Raw genomic sequence first — 19,894 nt, 5'->3', positions numbered from 1 at the left:
GCAGAGAAGAACGGCCAACAGCATGACGGCAGATATCGCAGCGATCCTCGCGATCGATGGCATAGCGACCGGGGCGGTCTACGCCCTGGTGGCGATCGGGACCGTGCTGATCTTCACCGTCACGCGAGTGATCTTCATTCCATTCGGCGACATCGCGGCCTTCACCGCGCTGACGCTGGCGGCGCTCGATGCCCACCAGCTTCCCGGGACGGTCGGGCTGGTTGTCGTGCTGGCATGCATGGCCAGTCTCATGGAGGTGGCGGCGCTTTCGCGCGCCGGCGAATTGCGCTCGGTGCCGAAAGCCGTCCTTGGCTATCTCGTGCTTCCCCTGATCGTGGTCGGGATCGTCTGGTTGACGATGCGGTTCAATCCGCCGGCGCCGGTCAGGATCGTGCTGGCGCTGCTCCTGATCATGCCGGTCGCGCCGCTGCTCGACCGGATCGTGTTCCGCCCGATCGCGGACGCTTCGGTGCTGCTGCTGCTCACGGTCTCGGTTGCGCTTCACTTCGCGCTGGTTGGCCTCGGCTTGTTGTTCTTCGGCCCCGAAGGCGTCAGGACCGAGCCGCTGACCTCGCTCGGGATGGAGATCGCCGGCGTCCAGGTGTCGGGACAGACGGTGCTGATCCTGGTGGCCGCGCTGCTGTTCAGCGGCCTTCTGCTGCTGTTCTTCGATTTCACCCTGCTCGGCAAGGCGCTGCGCGCGACGGCCTTCAACCGGACCGGGGCACGGCTGATGGGAATCAGACCGGCACGCGCCGGGACCATCGCCTATCTCTTGGGATCGCTGATGGCGGGCGTATCCGGCATCCTGATCGCGCCGGTCAACACGATCTTCTACGATTCCGGCTTCCTGCTCGGCCTCAAGGCCTTCGTCGGCGCCATCATCGGCGGCATGACCAGTTACCCGGGCGCCGCGCTCGGCGCCTTCGGCGTCGGCATTCTCGAGAGCTTCGCCTCGTTCCAGAGCAGCACCCTGAAGGACGTCATCGTGTTCTCGCTGCTGATCCCGGTCCTGCTCTGGCGTTCGCTCGCTTCGCAGCATTCCGAAGAGGAAGTCGAGGAATGACCGCGACGCAGATCCGCCTGATCATTGCCGCGGTGATTGCCTGCCTCGTCGCGGCGCCGTTCGTGCTCAATCCGTTCAGCATCACATTGCTGAATTATATCGGCGTCTACGCGCTTGCGGCGATCGGGCTGGCGTTGCTGACCGGGGTCGGCGGCATCGTGTCGTTCGGCCAGGCCGCCTTCGTCGGCATCGCGGCCTATTCGACCGCGTGGGTCACCGCGGTGAACGGCCACTCGCCCTGGCTCGGGCTGGTGCTGGCCGTGGTCCTGACCTGCAGCATCGCGGCGATTCTCGGTCTCGTGACGCTGCGCCTGCAAGGACATTTCCTGTCGCTGAGCACGGTCGCCTGGGGACTGGCGATCGCGTTCCTGTTCAGCAACATCGACGGGCTCGGCGAGCATAACGGCATCTCGGGCCTGCCGCCGATCTCGATCGGCCCGTTCGCTCTGGTCGAGAGCCGGCAGATCTATTTCCTGATCTGGGCCATCGTCGGGGCGGTGCTGCTCGTCTGCTACAACCTGCTGGACTCGCGTATCGGCCGCGCCATGCGAGCGTTGCGCGGCGGCAATACGCTGGTCGAAAGCCTCGGCATCAGCGCATTCCAGATCAAGCTTGTGACCTTCGTCATCGCCGCGTTGTTCGGCGCGCTGTCCGGATGGCTCTACGCCCATCTTGGCCGTTTCGTCAGTCCCGGGCCGTTCGATGCCAGCATGGGCATCGAATATCTGATGATGGCGATGGTCGGCGGCGCCGGCAGCGTGCTGGGGGGCGTGGTCGGTGCTGCGATCGTGACGCTGCTGAAGAATTCCGTGCAGGACTACCTTCCTCTGATCGCCAAGGGCGCCTCGGGCCAGCTCGAGATCGTCGCGTTCTCGGCGCTGTTCATCGTGTTTCTGCAGCGGGCGCGGCAAGGCATCGTGCCGCTCCTCGCCGGCTTTTTGCCGGATCTGAAATTGTCCCGTCCAGAGCCGGCCGCTCCGCTGCCGCGTCGCGAGCAGCCGGCGCCGGGCACGCTCCTGCTCAAGGTCAGCGGCGCGCAGCGGCGCTTTGGCGGCCTGGTTGCCGTCAACAATGTCAGCTTCGAGGTGCGGTCCGGCGAGATCCTCGGCCTGATCGGGCCGAACGGCGCCGGCAAGACCACGATGTTCAACCTGCTCACCGGCGCGCTTCGCACCAACAGCGGCGAGATCAAATTCGTCGACCGATCGATCACCCATGACCAGCAATTCCGGATCGCCCGTTCCGGGATCTCCCGCACCTTCCAGCACGTCAAATTGCGTCCGCGCATGACGCTGCTCGATAATGTGCTGCTCGGCACCTATGCGCGCACCACGACCGGTCTCTTGGCCGGCGCCCTGCGCCTGAACCAGGCGGAGGAAGCCAGCGCGCGCTACGAGGCCCTGCGCCAGCTCGAGCGGGTCGGGCTCGGCGACAAGCCATTCGAACTCGCCGGCAACCTGCCGCTCGGCAATCAGCGCGTGCTCGAAATCGCCCGCGCGCTCGCCGCCGATCCGACGCTGCTCGTGCTGGACGAGCCTGCGGCGGGCCTTCGCCGCCAGGAGAAGCTGAAGCTCGCCGAGCTGTTGCGGTCACTGCGCGCGGACCATTTGACGATCCTGCTGGTCGAGCACGACATGGAATTCGTGATGTCGCTGGTCGACCGCATCGTCGTGCTCGATTTCGGCTCAAAGCTCTGCGAGGGTGGCCCGGCGGCGATCCGCAGCGACGCCCGGGTCCAGGAGGCTTATCTCGGAGGCGTCGCGTGACACAGCTGCTCTCGATCGAGAATGTGTCGGTCGCCTACGGCAAGGTCGAGGCGGTGCGGAACGTCTCGCTGTCCGTCGAACAGGGACAGATCGTGACCGTGATCGGTCCGAACGGCGCCGGCAAGACGACCCTGCTGATGGCTGCGATCGGCCTGTTGCGATGCACGGGCCGGATGATCTTCCAGGGGACTGATCTCGCAAAAATCGACGTCGAGGGCCGGGTCGAACGCGGCCTTTGCCTGGTGCCCGAGAAGCGCGAGCTGTTCGCCGACATGTCGGTCGCCGACAATCTGTTGCTCGGCACCTACAGCCTGCGCGATCGCTCGGCGACACGGACGTGCCTCGACGACGTGTTCGACCGCTTTCCACGGCTGAAGGAGCGACGCAAGCAGGCCGCCGGCACCTTATCCGGCGGCGAGCGGCAGATGCTGGCGCTGGGCCGTGCGCTGATGGCGAAGCCGAAGCTGCTCGTGCTCGATGAACCGAGCCTTGGGCTCGCGCCGCTCATCGTCCGCGAAATCTTCCGCACCATCGCCTCGCTGCGCAGCCTCGGCGTCTCGGTGCTGCTGGTCGAGCAGAACGCACGGGCTGCGCTCGAGACCGCGGATTACGGCTATGTACTGGAAACCGGCGAGATCATCCAATCGGGGCCGGCGGATACCCTGATCCACGACCCGAAGCTGATCGCGGCCTATCTCGGCGGGCATTAGAGACCAGGAGCGGGACTAAAAGCGCGAAAACAACCCCATGCAAACTAGAAGTGGGGCCTCGCAACATCCCAGCACACTAGGACGCGGCATGATGCGTACCCTTGTTATCGAGGAGCACCGCCTGCTCCTTCACCGTCGGTTGTGCGAAAATTTGTTTCAACGAAAAGCGGACGCCGAAGCGTTGATCAATCCTGGCCGCAGCCAGCTCGGCTCGGAGCGGATCTGCGCCGAACTCGAAAACGTTGTCTGTGATGCCGATGTCATCGCGTTGGATGATCTCCAGCCAAATCGCCAGTAGTATCTGCTCGGTGGGTTGGGTCGCCGCTATCCGAGCGGGCGCCAGCTGTTTCGCCAATAGGGACGGAACATCGCGCCGCATCACCTTCCCGATGGCATTGCGGGGTATTGCTTCCACTACGAGAATTCGCGTCGGAACTTTATAGCCGCTCAAGACCTCGGCAGCACTTTCACGGATGCTTGACGGAAGTACAACGGAACCTGCTTTCGGCACTATGGCGGCGAGAACGTCCTCGCCGAGGGTCGGGTGAGGGATCGAAAACGTCACCGCCTCGGCGACGGCCGGATGATCCAGCAATGCGTTGTCTATCTCCAGCGGAAAGACTGAGTGCCCGCCCCTCTTGATGACCTCTTTCAATCGACCAACGATGTACAAATAACCGTCTCCGTCGACGCGTCCGATGTCGCCGGTGCGCAAGTAGCCGTCGATAAACGCGTCCGCTGGCTGAGTTCCGACGTACTCGCTGATCACACCGGGACCTTTCAAGATCACCTCGCCGTCCTGGCCTGCCGATAACTCACGCCCCTCCGGATCGACGATTTTCAAGTCCGCGCTAATTGCTTGTCCAACAGAGCCGGGCTTGCGCTTCCGTGGAGGCAGTCGATTCGAACACAAGGTTGAGGCGGTCTCGGTGAGCCCATACGTTTCCAGCAGCGGCGCGGCGTACAGCTCTTCCAAACGCGCTATCGATGCAGGCGGAAGCGGCGCGGACGATGAGCGAAAGCATCGCAGCGTATGAATACTCGGCGTAAAATTTTGTCCCGCATAGTAGTCGCTCATAGCGATGTGCAGCGCGGGCGCTGCCGTAAGCCAGGTCGGCGCGTAGTCCCGTAATGCCTGATCGAACGATCGAGGCGAGAACGTTTCGCAGCAATGAATCGATGAGCCGGCAGAGAGCGCTGAAAGGGCTGCCGCTATCAACCCATGCACGTGATGCAATGGCATCGGCGTAATGCAAACCTCGCTTTCGGTGAGTTCGAACGCCACCCGCATCGTGTCTGTCGCAGCCAGAACATTGGCATGCGTAAGCCCGACGAGCTTGGGCTGCGCTGTCGTCCCGGATGTGCGCATCAGAACAGCCGGCGCTTCTCCCGACGTCAAGGTCATGAGACGATCAGCACGCCGCACGTTTTTGGCGGGCCTCACGTCGATGATGCGGCAGTTCCGGTGATCCGAGGAAACCTCGTAGATGACGATGGCTATGCCTGCAGCAGCGGCTACTTTCACGCCTATCGATTGAGGTTCGCTGCTCAGCACGACATCCGGCAACAGGACCGAGTAAGCCTCGTCAAACTCGTTTTGCCTGAGCTTTCCGTCCAGTGGACAGCAGGTACCGCACTCGATTGCGCCTAGAAACCCATAGAGCGCAGACGAGCCGCGAGGCATTGGAAAGCACACCCGAGGACTTGATGCGCCTGACGCAGATTTCAACGCTAGGGAAATGACAGTAGCGTTCTCGTTCATCTGGCTATAGCTGCAGAATTGATCGGGGGCGAACCAGACTGCGGGAGTACCGCCACGACGCTCGACATGGCGCCGTATTCGCTGCTGGATCGTCTCGTTATCCGATCGACCGAGGTTGGCAGCGCCACCCCAAAGTGATTTGGACCAATTCATCTCGGTAGCCCGCCTCGAACTTGCGTGCACGCGATTGGAGCAACTCATCGTCCCCGAAAAGGCCGCGGCTTACGTTTCTCGAGGTGCGCTGCGAGCGCTTCGCGAAAGTCTTCTGTCAGATAAAGCTTCATCGGATCGGTAATCGCCATCGCCGCTCGCTCGGCTTGATCCATGAACCAGCGGCGTGCTCGTACGGTTGCTTGCACGCTTAGAGGCGGATTGGCTGCGATCTGGCGGGCGAGAGCGGTAGCTGTCTCGACGACCGAACCGGGCGGAGCAAAAGAACCGACGATCCCCGCCGCGGCCGCTTCCGCAGCCGAAAAAAACCGCCCGGTGAGCGCCACTTCCGTCGCGAAGCTGCCTCCGCCGCAGAAATGGAGCAAAGCCCAGAAGCGAGCACCGCCGAGCCCGCGCGGTGTTTCGGTGATCTGAAAACGTGTCTCGCTATCGGCAACGACCAAGTCGCACTCGAAAGCGACACCTATGCCCAGCCCCATCACGACCCCGTGCACGGCTGCAACGATCGGCTTCGACTTCGGCAGTCGCGCGAGAAGATCGGCGGTGTGAGCATCCGGCTCCTGTGGACCGCCAAGTCGATCGAACTCCGCAACGGATCGGACCTGTCGTTCGCCGACGTCGGCCCCGCTCGAAAAACAGGGCCCTGAGCCGGTCAGAACGGCGACGAATGCATCATCATCGGCCTCAAACCGAAGCAGTGCAGCCCTTAGTTCTTTGACAAGCTCCGCGTTGAATGCGTTGCGCTTCTCGGGCCGATTGAGCGTGATCGTGACTACGTGCTCGTCCCGGCTGTAGAGCACCAGTTCGTGCTGCGCGGCGGGCATAGGGACACGTCCTCTACAGCCAATAGCTCTTATGAACGATGATCCAACGCCTACCTTGATGTCAATCGGCGACATTTGCTGCAGTTGCACAAAGGCGGTCGGTATCGGAGCGAAGCGGACATCGCCGACGATTATGAGTACGCGATGAAATCCAGCATCGAGGATGGCAGTCGAACCCCGGCATGCTGGCCGGCCTCCGCAACGTCAACGACCAGATCGTCGATAACAGCGCCAAGACGCGCTGCGGCCTCGACCGTGCTGCGGTAAGTCACGAGACGCACGTTCGCTCTCCTAGGAAACGAGGGGCTGGTGACCGCCATTGTCGCCGAAGGCTTCCTCGCGATAGAGCCCAAGCGCGTGCATGACCGGCAGGTCGTTGAAGGTGAACAGGCAGGCGTCCTCGCTGGCGGAGGCGTTGACGTGCTCATGCCAGGCCCAGGACGGCACGCAGAAGATGTCCCGCTCCTTCCAGTCGAAGCGCTTGCCGTCGATGATCGAGTAACCGCTTCCCTTGGCGACCTGATAAATGAAGCTGCCGGTGTGGCGATGCGCGCGCGTGTTCTCGCCGGGCCGCAGCATCTGCATCGAGGCGCCGATCGTCTGCATCACCGGACCGCCGGTGACCGGATTCACGTAGTTCATGAGAACGCCGTCGTAGGGCGAGCCTCCGGTGGCCCCCGCATAGCGTTGCAGCGCCTCGTAGGTCGCGCCCCACTCATATTTCAGGAGCGGCGAATAACCTTTCGACCATTCGGCGCCCGCCGGACGCAAGCCGGGATTGCCCCAGGTGTGCGTCATGTCGTCGACGGGATAGCCGACGCTCTGCTGCAAGTCGGGGTGAACCACGTAGAAATTCGCCTCGAGTGCGTTGACCAGGGGAATGTCGAGGCCGTCCTGCCAGATGCAGGGCGAGCCGTCGCTCGCGACGCCGTGCTCGTGCCAGGTGCCATTCGGTGTCAGCACGAAATCATTGGCGCCGAGCGTCATCTTGTGGCCGTCGACGATGGTGTAGGCGCCCTCGCCCTCCATGATGAAGCGAAGCGCCGACGCCGAATGGGCGTGGGCGGAAGCGACCTCGCCCGGGTGCATGACCTGCAGACCCGAATAGAGCCAGCCGACCGCGGCAGCATGCTCGCGGCGGCCAGGATTGTTCAGATAGATGACGCGGCGACCGGCCTTCGCGGGCGACACCAATTCGACCGAGCGCAACACATGGGCACGCAGATCCTCGTAGCGCCACAACACTGGAACCGACGACGATTTGGGCTGCCAGGGCTCGATCTTGTTGGCGACCGTCCACAGCGCGCCGGCTTCCAGCCTTTCCAGTTCGTCGTAATAGGCGAGCAACTCGGGCGTATCCTCGACATTGGCCCGTCCGGCCACGTCTTCCCGATGGTTCTCACGCGGTTTCGTTGCCATCTCGCCCTCCTGCACCGGCGCCTTGTCCGGCCCCGCGTTGTCAATTGCCCGTCGGCGCGATCCCCGGTCAGCCCCCCTTCAGGACGTCGCGTCCGATGATCAGTTTCTGGACCTCGGTTGCGCCCTCATAGATTCGCAGCGCGCGGATTTCACGATAGAGCTGCTCGACGATCTCGCCGGAACGCACGCCGCGGCCGCCGAACATCTGCACGGCACGGTCGATCACCGTTTGCGCGGTTTCGGTCGCGACCATCTTCGCCATCGCCGCCTCGCGCGTCGTCGACGCCTTCTGCACGTCGCGGCGCCATGCCGCGCGATAGGTCAGGAGCGCGCTGGCATCGACGCCGGCCGCCATGTCGCCAAGCGCGGCCTGGGTCAATTGCTGGTCTCCCAGCACGCCGCCGAACATCCGGCGGCTCCTGGCATGCGCCGTCGCTTCGTCGAGCGCGCGGCGGGCAAAGCCCAACGCAGCGGCCGCGACCGACGCACGAAAAATATCCAGCGTGCGCATTGCGATCTTGAAGCCTTCGCCTGGGGAGCCGAGCAGCCGCGCCGCCGGAATCCGGCATCCTTCGAAGCGCAGCGTCGCCAGCGGGTGCGGCGCCATCACATCGATGCGATCGGCGATCGAAAAGCCGGGATCGTCGGGAAGCACCACGAAGGCGGAAATGCCCCGCGCGCCCGGCGCCTCTCCGGTCCGCGCGAACAGCGTATAGACATCCGCGATGCCGCCGTTGGAGATCCAGGTCTTCTCGCCATCCAGGATGTAGTGGTCGCCCTCGCGCCGGGCGCTGCAGGTCATGGCGGCGACATCGGAACCGGCTTCCTTCTCCGACAGGGCGAAGGCGGCGACCCATTCGCCACGCCGCGCCTTCGGCAGCACCAGCGCGCGCAATTCGGGTGCACCCGCGATCGCAACAGCGCCGGTTCCAAGTCCCTGCATCGCAAAGGCAAAATCGGCGAGCCCGCTGTGCCAGGCGAGGGTCTCGCGGGCGATGCAGATCAGCCGGGAATCGATCACCGCATCGATCCGGTCACCGGCGACCGATGCCTCAAGCAGGCCCGCAGCGCCGAGCCTGCGAACCAGCGAGCGGCAGGTTTCATCGACATTGCCGCCATGGGTATCGCCGAGGTCGGCGGCAAACGCGTCGAGCGCGGCGGCGTATTCGCTGTGGCCAGCATCGAAGAACGGCCACGTGAGATGTTCGCGCGACGGCCCGCGCAAGATCGAACCCGGGGTCATGTGAATCTCCCGCAAAGGCCGCGCGCCGCCAGACCGCAACGCGCCCCAATAATGTTTCACTACTAAAATATCCTGTCAAGCAAGCCGACTGAACTGTGGAGCCGCAGATCCGGGCACTGAGCCGCCGGAACAGGCTTACAAATGCGTATAAACTAGACGCGACACGAGCTCGCGCAACGAAATCCCCCAGTCCGATTGACATGATTTTTGTTTGATGCCTAAACTATATTCGGTCGTGCGGGATACCGCGGAAGGCCCGAGGAGACGAGCATGGCAGAACGCTCTTTCGCGCGCGAGGTCGAGGACCTCAAGCTCGGCGCCGGCCAGGAGTTCCGCGGCGAAGGCATCCTCGCCATCACCAAGGCCCTGCTCGAATGCGGCGTCAGCTATGTCGCGGGCTACCAGGGTGCGCCGATCTCGCATCTGATGGACGTGCTGTCGGACGCACAGGATATCCTGTCCGACCTCGGCGTGCATTTCGAATCCAGCGCCAGCGAAGCTACCGCGGCGGCGACGCTTGCCGCCTCGGTGATGTACCCCTTGCGCGGTGCGGTCACCTTCAAGGCGCCGGTCGGTATCAATGTCGCGTCCGACGCTCTCGCCAATCTCAGCTCGGGCGGCGTGACCGGCGGCGCGCTCATCATCATCGGCGAGGATTACGGCGAAGGCTCCTCCATCATGCAGGAGCGTTCACACGCCTTTGCGATGAAATCGCAGCTCTGGCTGGTCGATCCGCGGCCCGACGTGGCCTCGATCGTCAAGGCCGTGCGGGATTCCTTCGATCTGTCCGAGGCGTCGAACACGCCCGTGATGCTGGAGGTGCGGATTCGCGCCTGCCACGTCCATGGCCGCTTCGCCACCCGCGACAATGTCCGCCCAACCTTTCCGCTGTCCCGCGCGCTCGAGCAGCCGTCGCGCGATACCAACCGCATCGCGCTGCCGCCGGCCTCCTACCTGCACGAGAAGGAGAAGATCGAGAAGCGCTGGCCTGCAGCGGTCGAATTCATCCAGGCCCGCGGCATGAACGAGACGTTCAACGGCGATATCGATGACATCGGCATCATCATGCAAGGCGGTATGTATAACGGCGTGATCACGGCGCTGCGCGAGGCCGGGCTGGCGGATGTCTGGGGCGAAACGCGGGTGCCGCTCTATGTGATGAACGTGACCTACCCGATCGTCGACCGCGAGGTGATCGACTTCTGTCGCGGCAAGAAGGCCGTGCTGATGGTCGAGGAAGGCCAGCCCGAATTCATCGAGCAGGCGCTGCACAAGATCCTCCGCAATGCGGATATTCCAGCCAAACTGCATGGCAAGGACTTGCTGCCGATGGCCGGCGAATACACCGCGCAGGTGATGGGCCAGGCGATCGGCGCCTTCATCCGCCGCTGGCGCCCGGACGTGCTGCCGGATGCCGCACGCGCACCGAACATCGATCGGGTCGAGGTCGACGACAAGATCCGCGCGCTGGCAGATGTGGTCCCGCCGCGGCCGCCGGGCTTCTGCACCGGCTGCCCGGAGCGGCCGATTTTTTCCGCGATGAAGCTGGTGGAAAAGGAGCTCGGCCCGCATCATGTCGCCGCCGATATCGGCTGCCACCTGTTTTCGATTTTGCCGCCGTTCAACATCGGGGCCACCACGATGGGCTACGGGCTCGGACCGGCGTCGGCCTCGGCCTTCAATGTTCCCGCGGGGAAGCGCTCGATCTCGATGATGGGCGACGGCGGCTTCTGGCATAACGGGCTGAGCAGCGGGATCGGCAACGCCGTCTTCAACCAGCATGATGGCGTGATCGTCGTGGTCGACAACTACTACTCCGCCGCAACCGGCGGCCAGGACATCCCGTCCTCGCGCGCCGACAACCGTTCGCGCTCGACCAAGCATCCGATCGTCGAGGCGGTGAAGGGTGTCGGCGCCAAATGGGTACGCCAGATCGACCGCACCTACGACGTGACGCGGATGCGCGATACGCTGCGCGAGGCTCTGACCACGGAGGAGAAAGGGCCGAAGATCATCGTCGCCTCGTCCGAATGCATGCTGAACAAGCAGCGGCGCGTGAAGCCGCTGGCGGCCGCAGCCGCCAAACGCGGCGAGCGCATCGTGCGCGAGCGCTTCGGCGTCGACGAAGACGTCTGTTCCGGTGACCACGCCTGTATCCGTCTGTCCGGCTGTCCGTCGCTGTCGGTGAAGCCGACCGACGACCCGCTGAAGGATAATCCGGTCGCCGCCGTCGACAACTCCTGCGTCGGCTGCGGCCATTGCGGCGAAGTCGCGGACGCTGCCGTGTTGTGTCCCTCGTTCTATCGCGCCGACATCGTCTCCAATCCGACCGCGTCCGAAGTGCGGTTCGATCGGCTCTGGCGGCGGCTGATCGGCACCTTGCAGCGCTGGCGGGCGGCACGGCGGGTGACGTTCGAGCAGGAGGCGGCATGAACGTCTCGGTCGCCCCCCTCGCAGCCGGCCTCAGCCAGGCACGCCCGATCAGCGTCGCGGTGCTCGCGATGGGCGGCCAGGGCGGCGGCGTCCTGGTCGACTGGATCGTTGCGCTCGCCGAGCGGCGCGGCTGGTATGCGCAATCGACCTCGGTGCCCGGCGTCGCTCAGCGCACCGGTGCCACGATCTACTATATCGAGATGATCGCGCCCGACGCGAGCAAGCCAGACCGCCATCCCGTGCTGTCGCTGATGCCGGCGCCCGGCAAGGTCGACATCGTGATCGGCGCCGAATTGATGGAAGCCGGCCGCGCGATCCTGCGCGGACTGGTCTCGCCCGACCGCACGCTTCTGATCGGCTCCTCGCACCGCTCGCTCGCGGTTATCGAGAAAACCGCGCCCGGCGATGGCACGGCCGACGCGTCGCAGGTCTACGACGCAGCCAATGTCGCCGCCAATCGCTTCATTGCGTTCGACATGGCCGAGATTGCAGATACCACCGGTAGCGCGGTCTCCGCGGTGCTGTTCGGCGCCCTGGCGGGCTCCTCCGCCCTGCCCTTCACGACCGAGGATTTTGAAGCCACGATCCGGGCCGCAGGCGTCGGCGTCGATTCCAGCCTGCGCGCGTTTGCCGCCGGCCGTGAACGCGCAGCCGCCGAGCTCAAACAGGATCCAAAGACGAAGCCCGCGGCAAAGCCGCCGCTCGCCAAACGATTTCCGAAGCTCGAGCCGATCGGCCATGCCGGCTACGACGCGCTGGTCGCACGTGCCCGGCAGTTGCCGCCCGAATCGCACGGCATTGTCGCGGCCGGCCTGCAACGCGTGGTCGACTATCAGGATGTGGCCTATGGCGGCGAGTATCTCGATCGGCTGGAAGCCCTGCCGCGCGGTGCCAGCGGCCTGCTGCAGGCTTTCGCAAAGTATCTCGCGGTTGCGATGGCCTATGACGACGTCATCCGCGTCGCCGATCTGAAGACCCGCGCAGGAAGGTTCAAGCGGTTGCGCCGCGAGGTGCGCGCCGCTGACGACCAGGTTCTCGCGATCACCGAGTTCTTCCATCCGCGGACCGAGGAGATGGCAGGGCTGTTGCCGCCGCGGCTCGGCGCGAAGGTTGAGCGGAGCGAACGACTTGCCGGATTGATCGACCGTGGACGCAAGCTGCGCACAACCGCGCCGGCGTCCTTTCTGCTGCTGTACTGCCTTGCCGGCCTGCGTCGCTTCCGCCGCGGCAATCTGCGGCATTCCCGCGAGACGCGCCATCTCGACGGCTGGGCGCAGCGCGTCCAGAAATTCGCAGCACACGATGTCGCGCTCGCGACCGCCGTGTGCGAGGCGCGCCGTCTCGTCGGCGGCTATTCGGACACACATTCGCGCGGTGAGTCGAAATTCGACAAGGTCATGCTTGCGTCCGAGCGGCTGGCTGGCCGGCCCGACGCCGCCGAATGGGTACAGCGGCTGATCAAGGTCGCGCTGAAGGATGCCGATGGCACCGAGCTCGACGGCGCGTTGCGTACCGTCGAGACGCTGTTCGAGGACGCCTGAGGATGGATCAATTCGAAGTGGTGGTGTCGAAGACCGAAGCGCTCACGCCGCGCATCCGCGAGTTCGTGCTTGCGCGCACCAACGGCGCGCCGATGCCGGGCTGGGCCGCCGGCGCCCATATCGACGTTCATCTGCCCGATGTCGGCCGGCGCTCCTATTCACTGATCGAGACCAATTCGCCGCGCGCGGCCGAGCATCCGACCAGTTACCGCATTGCCGTCCTGCAGGAAAGCAAGAGTCACGGCGGCTCGCTGCAGATGCATGGTCTCAAGGCCGGTGATCGACTGACGATCTCGCCTCCGGCAAACAATTTTGCTCTCGCCTCCGGCGCCGGCGAAGTGGTCCTTGTCGCGGGCGGCATCGGCGTCACGCCGCTGCTCACCATGGCCTGCGAGCTGAGCGCGACGCAAAGGCCATTCTCGTTCTATTACGCCGGGCGCAGCCGCAGCGAACTTGCGTTCTCGGACGACATTCAGCGCCTCGCCTCCGCCAACGCAATCATCCACGCCGACGACGAAGCCGGCCGGTTCTTCGATCTCGAAGGCCTGATGACCCGGCTTGCACCCGATGTACCGCTCTATCTCTGCGGACCTCTGCCGATGATCGAATCGGCGATCGCGCTGGCGAAACAGCTGGATTGGCCGCCGGGCCGGCTGCATTTCGAAATATTTGCCGCGCCCGAGGAGAAGTCCGGCGACAGCAGTTTTGAGGTCGAGCTGAAAAGCAACGGTCGCATCTACGAAATTCCCGTCGGCAAGACCATCCTGGATGTGCTGCTCGAGGCCGGCGAAGACCCGTTGCATGACTGCAAGCGCGGCGATTGCGGAATCTGCCAGACCGCGGTGATCGAGGGCGTCCCGGACCATCGCGATTACATCCTGAGCGATGCCGAGAAGGCGTCGAACAAGGTGATGCAGATCTGTATTTCGCGCGCCAAGACCAAGCGACTCGTGCTCGATCTGTGATGGAGAGACCCATGTCCCGATACGCCGGCAACTCCGCGGCGATCCGTGCCCTGGTCCGTGACCAGGAGGTTCACCGCGATGTCTATGTCAGCGAGGAGGTGTTCCAGCTCGAGATGGAGCACATGTTCCCGAACAGCTGGGTCTATGTTGGCCACGACAGCCAGGTGCCCAATCCGGGCGACTATTACGGCACCACGATCGGCACCCAGCCGGTCCTGCTGGTCCGTCACACCGACGGCACGGTCCGGGTGCTGCACAATCGTTGTCCCCACAAGGGCACGCGCATCACGTCCGAGACCTGCGGCAATACTGGAAAGTTCTTCCGCTGCCCCTACCACGCCTGGAGTTTCAAGACCGACGGCTCGCTGCTCGCGATCCCCCTGAAGAAGGGTTACGAGAACACCGGCTTCGAACAGAGCGAGGCCGCGCGCGGCATGACGCCGGTGCGCCATGTCCGCAACTACCGAGGCTTCGTGTTCGCCAAGATCAATGACGGCGGGCTCGATTTCGAGGCGTTCTTCGGCGATAGCCTGTCGAGCTTCGACAACATGACCGATCGCTCGCCGGCCGGTCAGCTCAAGGTCGCCGGCGGTGTGCTGCGCTACATGCACAATTGCAATTGGAAGATGCTGGTCGAGAACCAGACCGACACCTGCCATCCCATGGTGGCGCACGAATCCTCCGCCGGAACCGTGGTCGAAGTCTGGAAAAAAGCCCCTCCCGGCACGAAGAAGCCGATGGCGGTCGAGATCATCGCTCCCTTCATGAGCCCATACGAGTTCTTCGAGAACATGGGCATCCGGATCTGGGACAATGGCCACGGTCACACCGGCGTGCACCATTCGATCCATTCGGACTATTCGGCAGTACCCGGATATTTCGAGAAGATGACGGCGACCTATGGCGAGGACCGCGCCAAGGCGATCCTGAACGAGAACCGGCACAACACGGTCTATTTCCCCAACATCATGATCAAGGGACCGATCCAGCTGTTGCGACAGTTCAAGCCGATCGCGGCCAACAAGACGCTGGTCGAGTCCTGGACGTTCCAGCTGGTCGACGCACCCGACATGCTGCTCGAGCGCACGCTGATGTACAACCGTCTCATCAATGCACCGACCTCCATCGTCGGCCACGACGACCTCGAAATGTATGAACGCGCGCAGGAAGGCCTGCATTCGAACGGCAATGAGTGGGTCAATCTGCAGCGTCTCTACAGTCCCGACGAAGCCGGGCAGACCAATGTGGCGATCAACGGGACCAGCGAATGGCCGATGCGCCACCAGTTCCGGGCGTGGACCAAGTTCATGACGATGGGGATGTGACATGAGCATGGTAGCCGAGGTCCCTCTCATGAGCGCCGCTCCCACCGATCAGGAGTTGATCGACTTCGTGGTCCGCGAGGCTCGGTTGATCGATCAGCAGCGCTTTGACGAGTGGCTCGATCTGTACGCCGATGACGCCTTCTACTGGATGCCGCTGGAATGGAATCAGACCGATCCGCGGCTGACCTGCTCGCTGATGTACGAGGACAAGCTGCTGCTGTCGATCCGGGTCGAGCGGCTCAAGGGCGCGCGGACCTTCAGCCAGAAGCCGAAAAGCCGCTGCCATCACGTGCTGCAGACCCCACAGGTCGATTCACGCGATGTCGCTGCCAACAGCTACGTCACCTGGACCCCGATGCACTATGTCGAGACCCGCTACGACGAGCAGACGCTCTATGCGGCCTGGGCCACGCATCGTCTGAGCGTCGAGAACGGCCGGCTGAAGATCAAGCTCAAGCGGGTCGACCTGATCAATTGCGATGCTGCCTTCGGCAACATCCAGCTCTTCATGTAGGGAACGATGAGCGTGGCCAACTACACGGCAATCGTAAGCGGTGGCAATACCGGCATCGGCGCCGCAATCGCGCGCGGCCTCCTCGCCGACGGCTACGACGTGATCTCGCTGTCGCGGCGAAAGCCCGACTGGAGCCATCCGAGGCTCGCCTCACACGAGGTCGATCTGCTCGATGGGACGGCGACACGCCAGGTGGCCGCGGACATCGCCGCGAAGGTTGCGATCACCCATGTCGTCCACAATGCGGGCGCGATCCGCGCCAAGCTGCTGGAAGAGGTCGAGGACGAGGACGTCGGCGCTTTGGCGCAGCTCCATTTCGGCGCCGGAATTGCGCTGGCGCAGGCAGCGCTGCCGAGCATGAAGCACGCGCGCTTTGGCCGCATCGTGCTGTTGTCGTCCCGCGCGGCGCTTGGGGCTGCCACCCGCACGGTCTATTCGGCCACCAAGGCCGGCATCATCGGCATGGCGCGGACATGGGCGCTGGAGCTCGCTCCGTTCGGCATCACGGTCAATGTCGTGGCACCGGGCCCAATCGCGGACACTGAAATGTTCGAGAGCGTGATGTCGCCGGAATCCGAACGCGCAAAAGCGCTGGCGCGGTCGATTCCTCTCGGCCGCCTTGGCAAGTCCACCGATGTTGCGCGCGCGGTCAGTTTCTTTAGTTCGCCGGATGCAGACTTCATCACCGGGCAGACGCTTTATGTCTGTGGCGGAGCCAGCATCGGGTCCCTTTCCATCTAGGTTCGGCGAGACGCAGCAATGGATGCCACGACCAAACGGAAGGTCAGATCCCCGAAGAGCGCGCGCCCGCCACCGCTGCAGCCGGTCGGGCCGGCACATGAGTCCGATGGCGCGCATCTCGAGCTGCGCATCTGGCTGCGGCTGCTCTCCTGCACCACCCGGATCGAAAAAACCCTGAATGCCCGGCTGCGCAAGGAGTTCAACACGACGCTGGCCCGCTTCGACCTTTTGGCGCAGCTCGAGCGCAAACCTGGAGGTGCGACCATGTCTGAGGTTTCGCAGCTCTTGATGGTTTCGAACGGCGCCATCACCGCGCTGGTGCAGAAGCTGGAAGCCGACGGCTTGATCCATCGCGAGGTCGATTCCGAAGATCGCCGTACCTTCCGCTTGCGTCTGTCGCAGGAAGGCGCAAGGGAATTCGGCCGGATGGCGCGACGGCATGAGGAATGGGTGATCGCCTTGATCGGGGAGCTCTCGCCCGTCGCGCAATCGGACCTGCTGCAGCACCTGACCCTGCTCAAGCGCCGCTTGGACAAGCACACCTGACGCGGACGCCACAAGCTATCGCCAATCTAACCGGGCCTGACGGCAACTTCGTCACACGGTTGTCGGTTACACGCTGACGTGCCGACTGCCTGTTTCCAAGGGACTTGCTGCGAGAGGCCGGCGCTCAAGGATGAAGTCAGCCCCCTTCTCCGCAATCATGATGGTTGGCGCGTTTGTGTTTCCCGAGACCAGTCGCGGCATGACGGACGCATCGATGACCCGCAGTCCTTCGACGCCGCGAACACGAAGACGATCGTCGACAACGGCCAGCGGATCCGACCCCATTTTGCATGTGCCGACCGGGTGATAGATGGTTTCGGAGGTTTGCCGGACGTAGAGGTCGATGTCCGCGTCCGACGCCGCGCCAGAACCCGGCGCATATTCTTGTCCGCGATAGGGGGCGAACGCATTCTGGGCGATGATCTCCCGGCCGATCCTGACGCCGTCGCGCATGTTGCGTACATCCTCCGGCGCTTCCAGATAATTCGGCTGGATCGAGGGATGCTGCAACGGATCGGCTGATTTGATCATGATGCTGCCGCGGCTCTCTGGGCGCGCGATGTTGAAGTAAGCCATGAAGCCGTGCTCATTTGTGATCTTGCGGCCATGGTCGCTGTACATCAGCAGAACGAAGAAATATTGCAGGTCGGGCGCGATGAGATCCGCTTTCGATTTGAGGAACGCCATCGCTTCCAGGCCGTGCGACGTCGCTGGGCCCGTTTTGGTCAGCACGTACTGGATGAAGGCTTTTGTGGCGCCCAATGGCTTGGTGTGCTTGAGAAACGAGATCGGCTGGGTGCACCGCTGCTTGACGCCGCAGGCGAGATGGTCCTGCAGATTTTGCCCGACCCCCTTGAGCTCGTGGACGACCTTTATCCCGAGCGACCGCAGATGGTCGCCATCGCCGATTCCCGACAATTGGAGCAGTTGCGGCGAGTTGATCGCGCCACCGGCCAGGATCACCTCACGTTCGGCCCTTAAGGTGTGAACCTGACCATTCCTGATGTACTCGACGCCAACCGCGCGACCACCCTCCACGAGCACGCGTGAGGCGAGCGCTTTCGTGATCACCTTGAGATTGGGGCGGTTAAGAACCGGATGCAGGTAGCAGCGCGCCGCACTGGCGCGTTGATTGTCGGCGATCGTGCTGTCGACCGGGCCGAAGCCTTCGAGTTCGGCACCGTTGAAATCATCCGTCGCGCGAAATCCCGCCTGCTTGCCCGCTTCAAACCACGCCTTGGTCAGCGGATGGGTTATTTCCGACAGCCGGCTCGTCCGCAACGGGCCGTCGCCGCCGTGATAATCGTCGGCGCCGGCCTGCCGCCCTTCCGACCGAATGAAATATGGCAGGCAATCGCTGTAGGACCAGCCGCGATTGCCGAGCTGAGCCCACAAATCGTAGTCGGAGGCGTGGCCGCGGATATAGACCATCCCGTTGATGGAGCTCGATCCTCCCAGCACCTTCCCGCGCGGCCAAAAAAGCACGCGGTTGTCCAGGTGCGGCTGCGGATCCGTATGGTAATGCCAGTCGACACTCCCGGACTTCATCAGGGCGAGATAGCCCGCCGGCATGTGGATGAAGGGATTGGTGTCCTTGCCGCCGGCCTCGAGCAGCACGACGTCATTGTTCGGATCTGCCGACAAACGGTTTGCCAACACGCATCCGGCCGATCCGGCGCCGACGATGACGTAGTCCACCATGTTTCCTCCGTCTTCTTGTCTGGACAGATTGGAGTCCGATCGGGCGAACTAGGCCCGCATCAGCGGGCGAGGCCTGACCTCGGCCGGGCCGTTGATGACCTTGCCCGTCTCGGGTTCGAAAAGGCGAACCCTGTCGAGGGCGGGCAGCAGACTGATCTCGTCGCCAGGCGACAATTCAATGCGCTCCTGCGTGATCGAACAGACTTCCTGCGCGCCTACCTCGGCATAGATGTGAATTTCAGGGCCCGTCGGCTCGACGACGGAGACCTTGGCGGGAAAGCCTGCACTGCCAGCGCCCGGCCGCAGATGCTCGGGCCGGATGCCGTATTTGACGATCTGACCGGCACTGACATTTGCATCCGAGGGCAACGGCAGCGTCACGCCGTTGGCGCGCAGCACCGGGCGTCCCGCCTCGGCGGCGACTTCGCCGGTCAGGATATTCATCGCCGGCGAACCGATGAACTCGGCGACGAACAGATTTGCGGGATGGTCATAGATCTCCAACGGCTTGCCGATCTGCTCGATATCGCCGTCGCGCAACACCACGATCGTATCGGCCATCGTCATGGCCTCGATCTGGTCATGGGTCACATAGATGGTGGTGGTCGCAAGCTTGTGGTGCAGTTCCTTAATCTCGGTTCGCATCTGCACGCGCAGCTTCGCGTCGAGATTCGACAGCGGCTCGTCGAACAGGAATACGGCTGGATCGCGCACGATGGCGCGACCCATCGCAACGCGCTGACGTTGGCCGCCGGACAGCTGTTTCGGCTGGCGGTCGAGATAGGGCGTCAGGTTGAGGATCGAAGCGGCCCACTCCACCTTGCGCCTGATTTCGGCCTTCGGAACCTTCTTGAGCTGCATCGAAAACGCCATGTTGTCGAACACGCTCAGGTGGGCATAGAGCGCGTAGTTCTGGAACACCATCGCGATGTCGCGATCCTTGGGATGCAGATCGTTGACCAGGACGTTGCCGATGCTGACCTGGCCCGACGTAATCGGCTCGAGCCCGGCGACCATCCGCAGCAATGTCGACTTTCCGCAACCGGAAGGTCCCAGAAGCACGACGAATTCGCCGTTGGCTATCGAGAGATCGATGCCGTGCAGCACCTCGAACTTGCCGTAGGATTTCCGCACATTGCTGATGGTGACCGATGCCATGGCTGCTTC

Annotated in this window: 17 protein-coding genes; 10 read left to right on the top strand and 7 right to left on the bottom strand. The window is 63.6% G+C overall.

Annotated features, from left to right (window positions below):
- Positions 1–22: 22 nt before the first annotated feature.
- Genes G6P99_RS19125 through G6P99_RS19115 form a run of 3 tightly spaced genes read left to right on the top strand, consistent with a single transcriptional unit; the run spans position 23 to position 3,542 of the window.
- Positions 23–1,066 (top strand): branched-chain amino acid ABC transporter permease, encoded by a 1,044-nt coding sequence (locus G6P99_RS19125; protein ID WP_029078475.1) that lies wholly within the window; start codon positions 23–25, stop codon positions 1,064–1,066.
- Positions 1,063–2,832: an ABC transporter permease subunit gene (locus tag G6P99_RS19120; protein ID WP_051346018.1), complete on the top strand. Its 1,770-nt coding sequence runs from the start codon at positions 1,063–1,065 to the stop codon at positions 2,830–2,832. Before G6P99_RS19125 ends, G6P99_RS19120 begins: the two co-directional genes overlap by 4 nt.
- Positions 2,829–3,542, top strand: a complete 714-nt coding sequence (locus G6P99_RS19115) for an ABC transporter ATP-binding protein (RefSeq protein ID WP_029078474.1) — start codon at positions 2,829–2,831, stop codon at positions 3,540–3,542. Before G6P99_RS19120 ends, G6P99_RS19115 begins: the two co-directional genes overlap by 4 nt.
- Positions 3,543–3,618: 76 nt before the next feature.
- Here G6P99_RS19115 and G6P99_RS19110 read toward each other — a convergent pair whose 3' ends face one another.
- The 5 genes from G6P99_RS19110 to G6P99_RS19090 all read right to left on the bottom strand — a co-directional run bounded on the left by G6P99_RS19110 (position 3,619) and on the right by G6P99_RS19090 (position 8,961).
- On the bottom strand, positions 3,619–5,457 hold the full coding sequence (locus G6P99_RS19110; protein WP_165123165.1) for a non-ribosomal peptide synthetase: 1,839 nt from the start codon (positions 5,455–5,457) through the stop codon (positions 3,619–3,621).
- 44 nt (positions 5,458–5,501) lie between these two features.
- Positions 5,502–6,299, bottom strand: a complete 798-nt coding sequence (locus tag G6P99_RS19105; RefSeq protein ID WP_165123163.1) for an enoyl-CoA hydratase/isomerase family protein — start codon at positions 6,297–6,299, stop codon at positions 5,502–5,504.
- Positions 6,300–6,430: 131 nt separating this feature from the next.
- On the bottom strand, positions 6,431–6,580 hold the full coding sequence (locus tag G6P99_RS19100) for a hypothetical protein (RefSeq protein ID WP_156928380.1): 150 nt from the start codon (positions 6,578–6,580) through the stop codon (positions 6,431–6,433).
- A gap of 10 nt (positions 6,581–6,590) precedes the next feature.
- The gene (locus G6P99_RS19095) at positions 6,591–7,718 is read right to left on the bottom strand and encodes a cupin domain-containing protein (protein ID WP_029078472.1); all 1,128 of its coding nucleotides are present in this window, start codon (positions 7,716–7,718) and stop codon (positions 6,591–6,593) included.
- A 67-nt stretch (positions 7,719–7,785) separates the two neighbouring features.
- Positions 7,786–8,961 (bottom strand): acyl-CoA dehydrogenase family protein, encoded by a 1,176-nt coding sequence (locus tag G6P99_RS19090; protein WP_029078471.1) that lies wholly within the window; start codon positions 8,959–8,961, stop codon positions 7,786–7,788.
- Between the two features lie 270 nt (positions 8,962–9,231).
- On the opposite strand from G6P99_RS19090, the gene G6P99_RS19085 reads away from it, so the two are divergent.
- The 7 genes from G6P99_RS19085 to G6P99_RS19055 are packed head-to-tail and all read left to right on the top strand — an operon-like array spanning position 9,232 to position 17,026.
- A complete protein-coding gene (locus G6P99_RS19085) occupies positions 9,232–11,394 on the top strand; it encodes an indolepyruvate ferredoxin oxidoreductase subunit alpha (protein ID WP_165123161.1) in 2,163 nt (720 codons plus the stop codon).
- The gene (locus G6P99_RS19080; RefSeq protein WP_165123159.1) at positions 11,391–12,935 is read left to right on the top strand and encodes an indolepyruvate oxidoreductase subunit beta family protein; all 1,545 of its coding nucleotides are present in this window, start codon (positions 11,391–11,393) and stop codon (positions 12,933–12,935) included. The genes G6P99_RS19085 and G6P99_RS19080 overlap by 4 nt, the downstream gene beginning before the upstream one ends.
- 2 nt (positions 12,936–12,937) lie before the next feature.
- Entirely contained in the window at positions 12,938–13,900 is a 963-nt protein-coding gene (locus tag G6P99_RS19075) for a PDR/VanB family oxidoreductase (protein ID WP_029078468.1), read from the top strand.
- An 11-nt stretch (positions 13,901–13,911) separates the two neighbouring features.
- Positions 13,912–15,225 (top strand): aromatic ring-hydroxylating dioxygenase subunit alpha, encoded by a 1,314-nt coding sequence (locus tag G6P99_RS19070; RefSeq protein WP_029078467.1) that lies wholly within the window; start codon positions 13,912–13,914, stop codon positions 15,223–15,225.
- A 28-nt stretch (positions 15,226–15,253) separates the two neighbouring features.
- Positions 15,254–15,739 (top strand): aromatic-ring-hydroxylating dioxygenase subunit beta, encoded by a 486-nt coding sequence (locus G6P99_RS19065; protein WP_029078466.1) that lies wholly within the window; start codon positions 15,254–15,256, stop codon positions 15,737–15,739.
- A 12-nt stretch (positions 15,740–15,751) separates the two neighbouring features.
- Positions 15,752–16,480 carry an SDR family NAD(P)-dependent oxidoreductase gene (locus G6P99_RS19060; RefSeq protein WP_414645578.1) on the top strand — a complete coding sequence of 243 codons (729 nt, stop codon included), beginning with the start codon at positions 15,752–15,754 and terminating at the stop codon, positions 16,478–16,480.
- 18 nt (positions 16,481–16,498) lie between these two features.
- Positions 16,499–17,026, top strand: a complete 528-nt coding sequence (locus tag G6P99_RS19055; RefSeq protein WP_063618910.1) for a MarR family winged helix-turn-helix transcriptional regulator — start codon at positions 16,499–16,501, stop codon at positions 17,024–17,026.
- Between the two features lie 66 nt (positions 17,027–17,092).
- Here the strand turns inward: G6P99_RS19055 and G6P99_RS19050 are convergent, their stop codons facing one another.
- Both G6P99_RS19050 and G6P99_RS19045 read right to left on the bottom strand, forming a co-directional pair.
- Complete coding sequence (locus G6P99_RS19050) at positions 17,093–18,727, bottom strand: choline dehydrogenase (protein ID WP_035976192.1); 1,635 nt, start codon at positions 18,725–18,727, stop codon at positions 17,093–17,095.
- Positions 18,728–18,775: 48 nt separating this feature from the next.
- Positions 18,776–19,885, bottom strand: coding sequence for an ABC transporter ATP-binding protein (locus G6P99_RS19045; protein WP_051346016.1), 1,110 nt, complete (start codon positions 19,883–19,885; stop codon positions 18,776–18,778).
- Positions 19,886–19,894 lie beyond the last annotated feature (9 nt).

Source organism: Bradyrhizobium sp. 6(2017) (genome assembly GCF_011058295.2).
Lineage (GTDB): Bacteria > Pseudomonadota > Alphaproteobacteria > Rhizobiales > Xanthobacteraceae > Bradyrhizobium > Bradyrhizobium septentrionale.
This window is presented reverse-complemented; position numbering and strand designations above follow the sequence as displayed.

Bases quoted from the DNA above. Each gene is read 5' to 3' on its own strand.
- G6P99_RS19095 (WP_029078472.1), bottom strand. From the start codon at position 7,718: ATGGCAACGAAACCGCGTGAGAACCATCGGGAAGACGTGGCCGGACGG.
- G6P99_RS19065 (WP_029078466.1), top strand. From the start codon at position 15,254: ATGAGCGCCGCTCCCACCGATCAGGAGTTGATCGACTTCGTGGTCCGC.
- G6P99_RS19120 (WP_051346018.1), top strand. From the start codon at position 1,063: ATGACCGCGACGCAGATCCGCCTGATCATTGCCGCGGTGATTGCCTGC.
- G6P99_RS19050 (WP_035976192.1), bottom strand. From the start codon at position 18,727: ATGGTGGACTACGTCATCGTCGGCGCCGGATCGGCCGGATGCGTGTTG.
- G6P99_RS19125 (WP_029078475.1), top strand. From the start codon at position 23: ATGACGGCAGATATCGCAGCGATCCTCGCGATCGATGGCATAGCGACC.
- G6P99_RS19080 (WP_165123159.1), top strand. From the start codon at position 11,391: ATGAACGTCTCGGTCGCCCCCCTCGCAGCCGGCCTCAGCCAGGCACGC.
- G6P99_RS19110 (WP_165123165.1), bottom strand. From the start codon at position 5,457: ATGAATTGGTCCAAATCACTTTGGGGTGGCGCTGCCAACCTCGGTCGA.
- G6P99_RS19090 (WP_029078471.1), bottom strand. From the start codon at position 8,961: ATGACCCCGGGTTCGATCTTGCGCGGGCCGTCGCGCGAACATCTCACG.
- G6P99_RS19045 (WP_051346016.1), bottom strand. From the start codon at position 19,885: ATGGCATCGGTCACCATCAGCAATGTGCGGAAATCCTACGGCAAGTTC.
- G6P99_RS19105 (WP_165123163.1), bottom strand. From the start codon at position 6,299: ATGCCCGCCGCGCAGCACGAACTGGTGCTCTACAGCCGGGACGAGCAC.
- G6P99_RS19075 (WP_029078468.1), top strand. From the start codon at position 12,938: ATGGATCAATTCGAAGTGGTGGTGTCGAAGACCGAAGCGCTCACGCCG.
- G6P99_RS19070 (WP_029078467.1), top strand. From the start codon at position 13,912: ATGTCCCGATACGCCGGCAACTCCGCGGCGATCCGTGCCCTGGTCCGT.
- G6P99_RS19085 (WP_165123161.1), top strand. From the start codon at position 9,232: ATGGCAGAACGCTCTTTCGCGCGCGAGGTCGAGGACCTCAAGCTCGGC.
- G6P99_RS19055 (WP_063618910.1), top strand. From the start codon at position 16,499: ATGGATGCCACGACCAAACGGAAGGTCAGATCCCCGAAGAGCGCGCGC.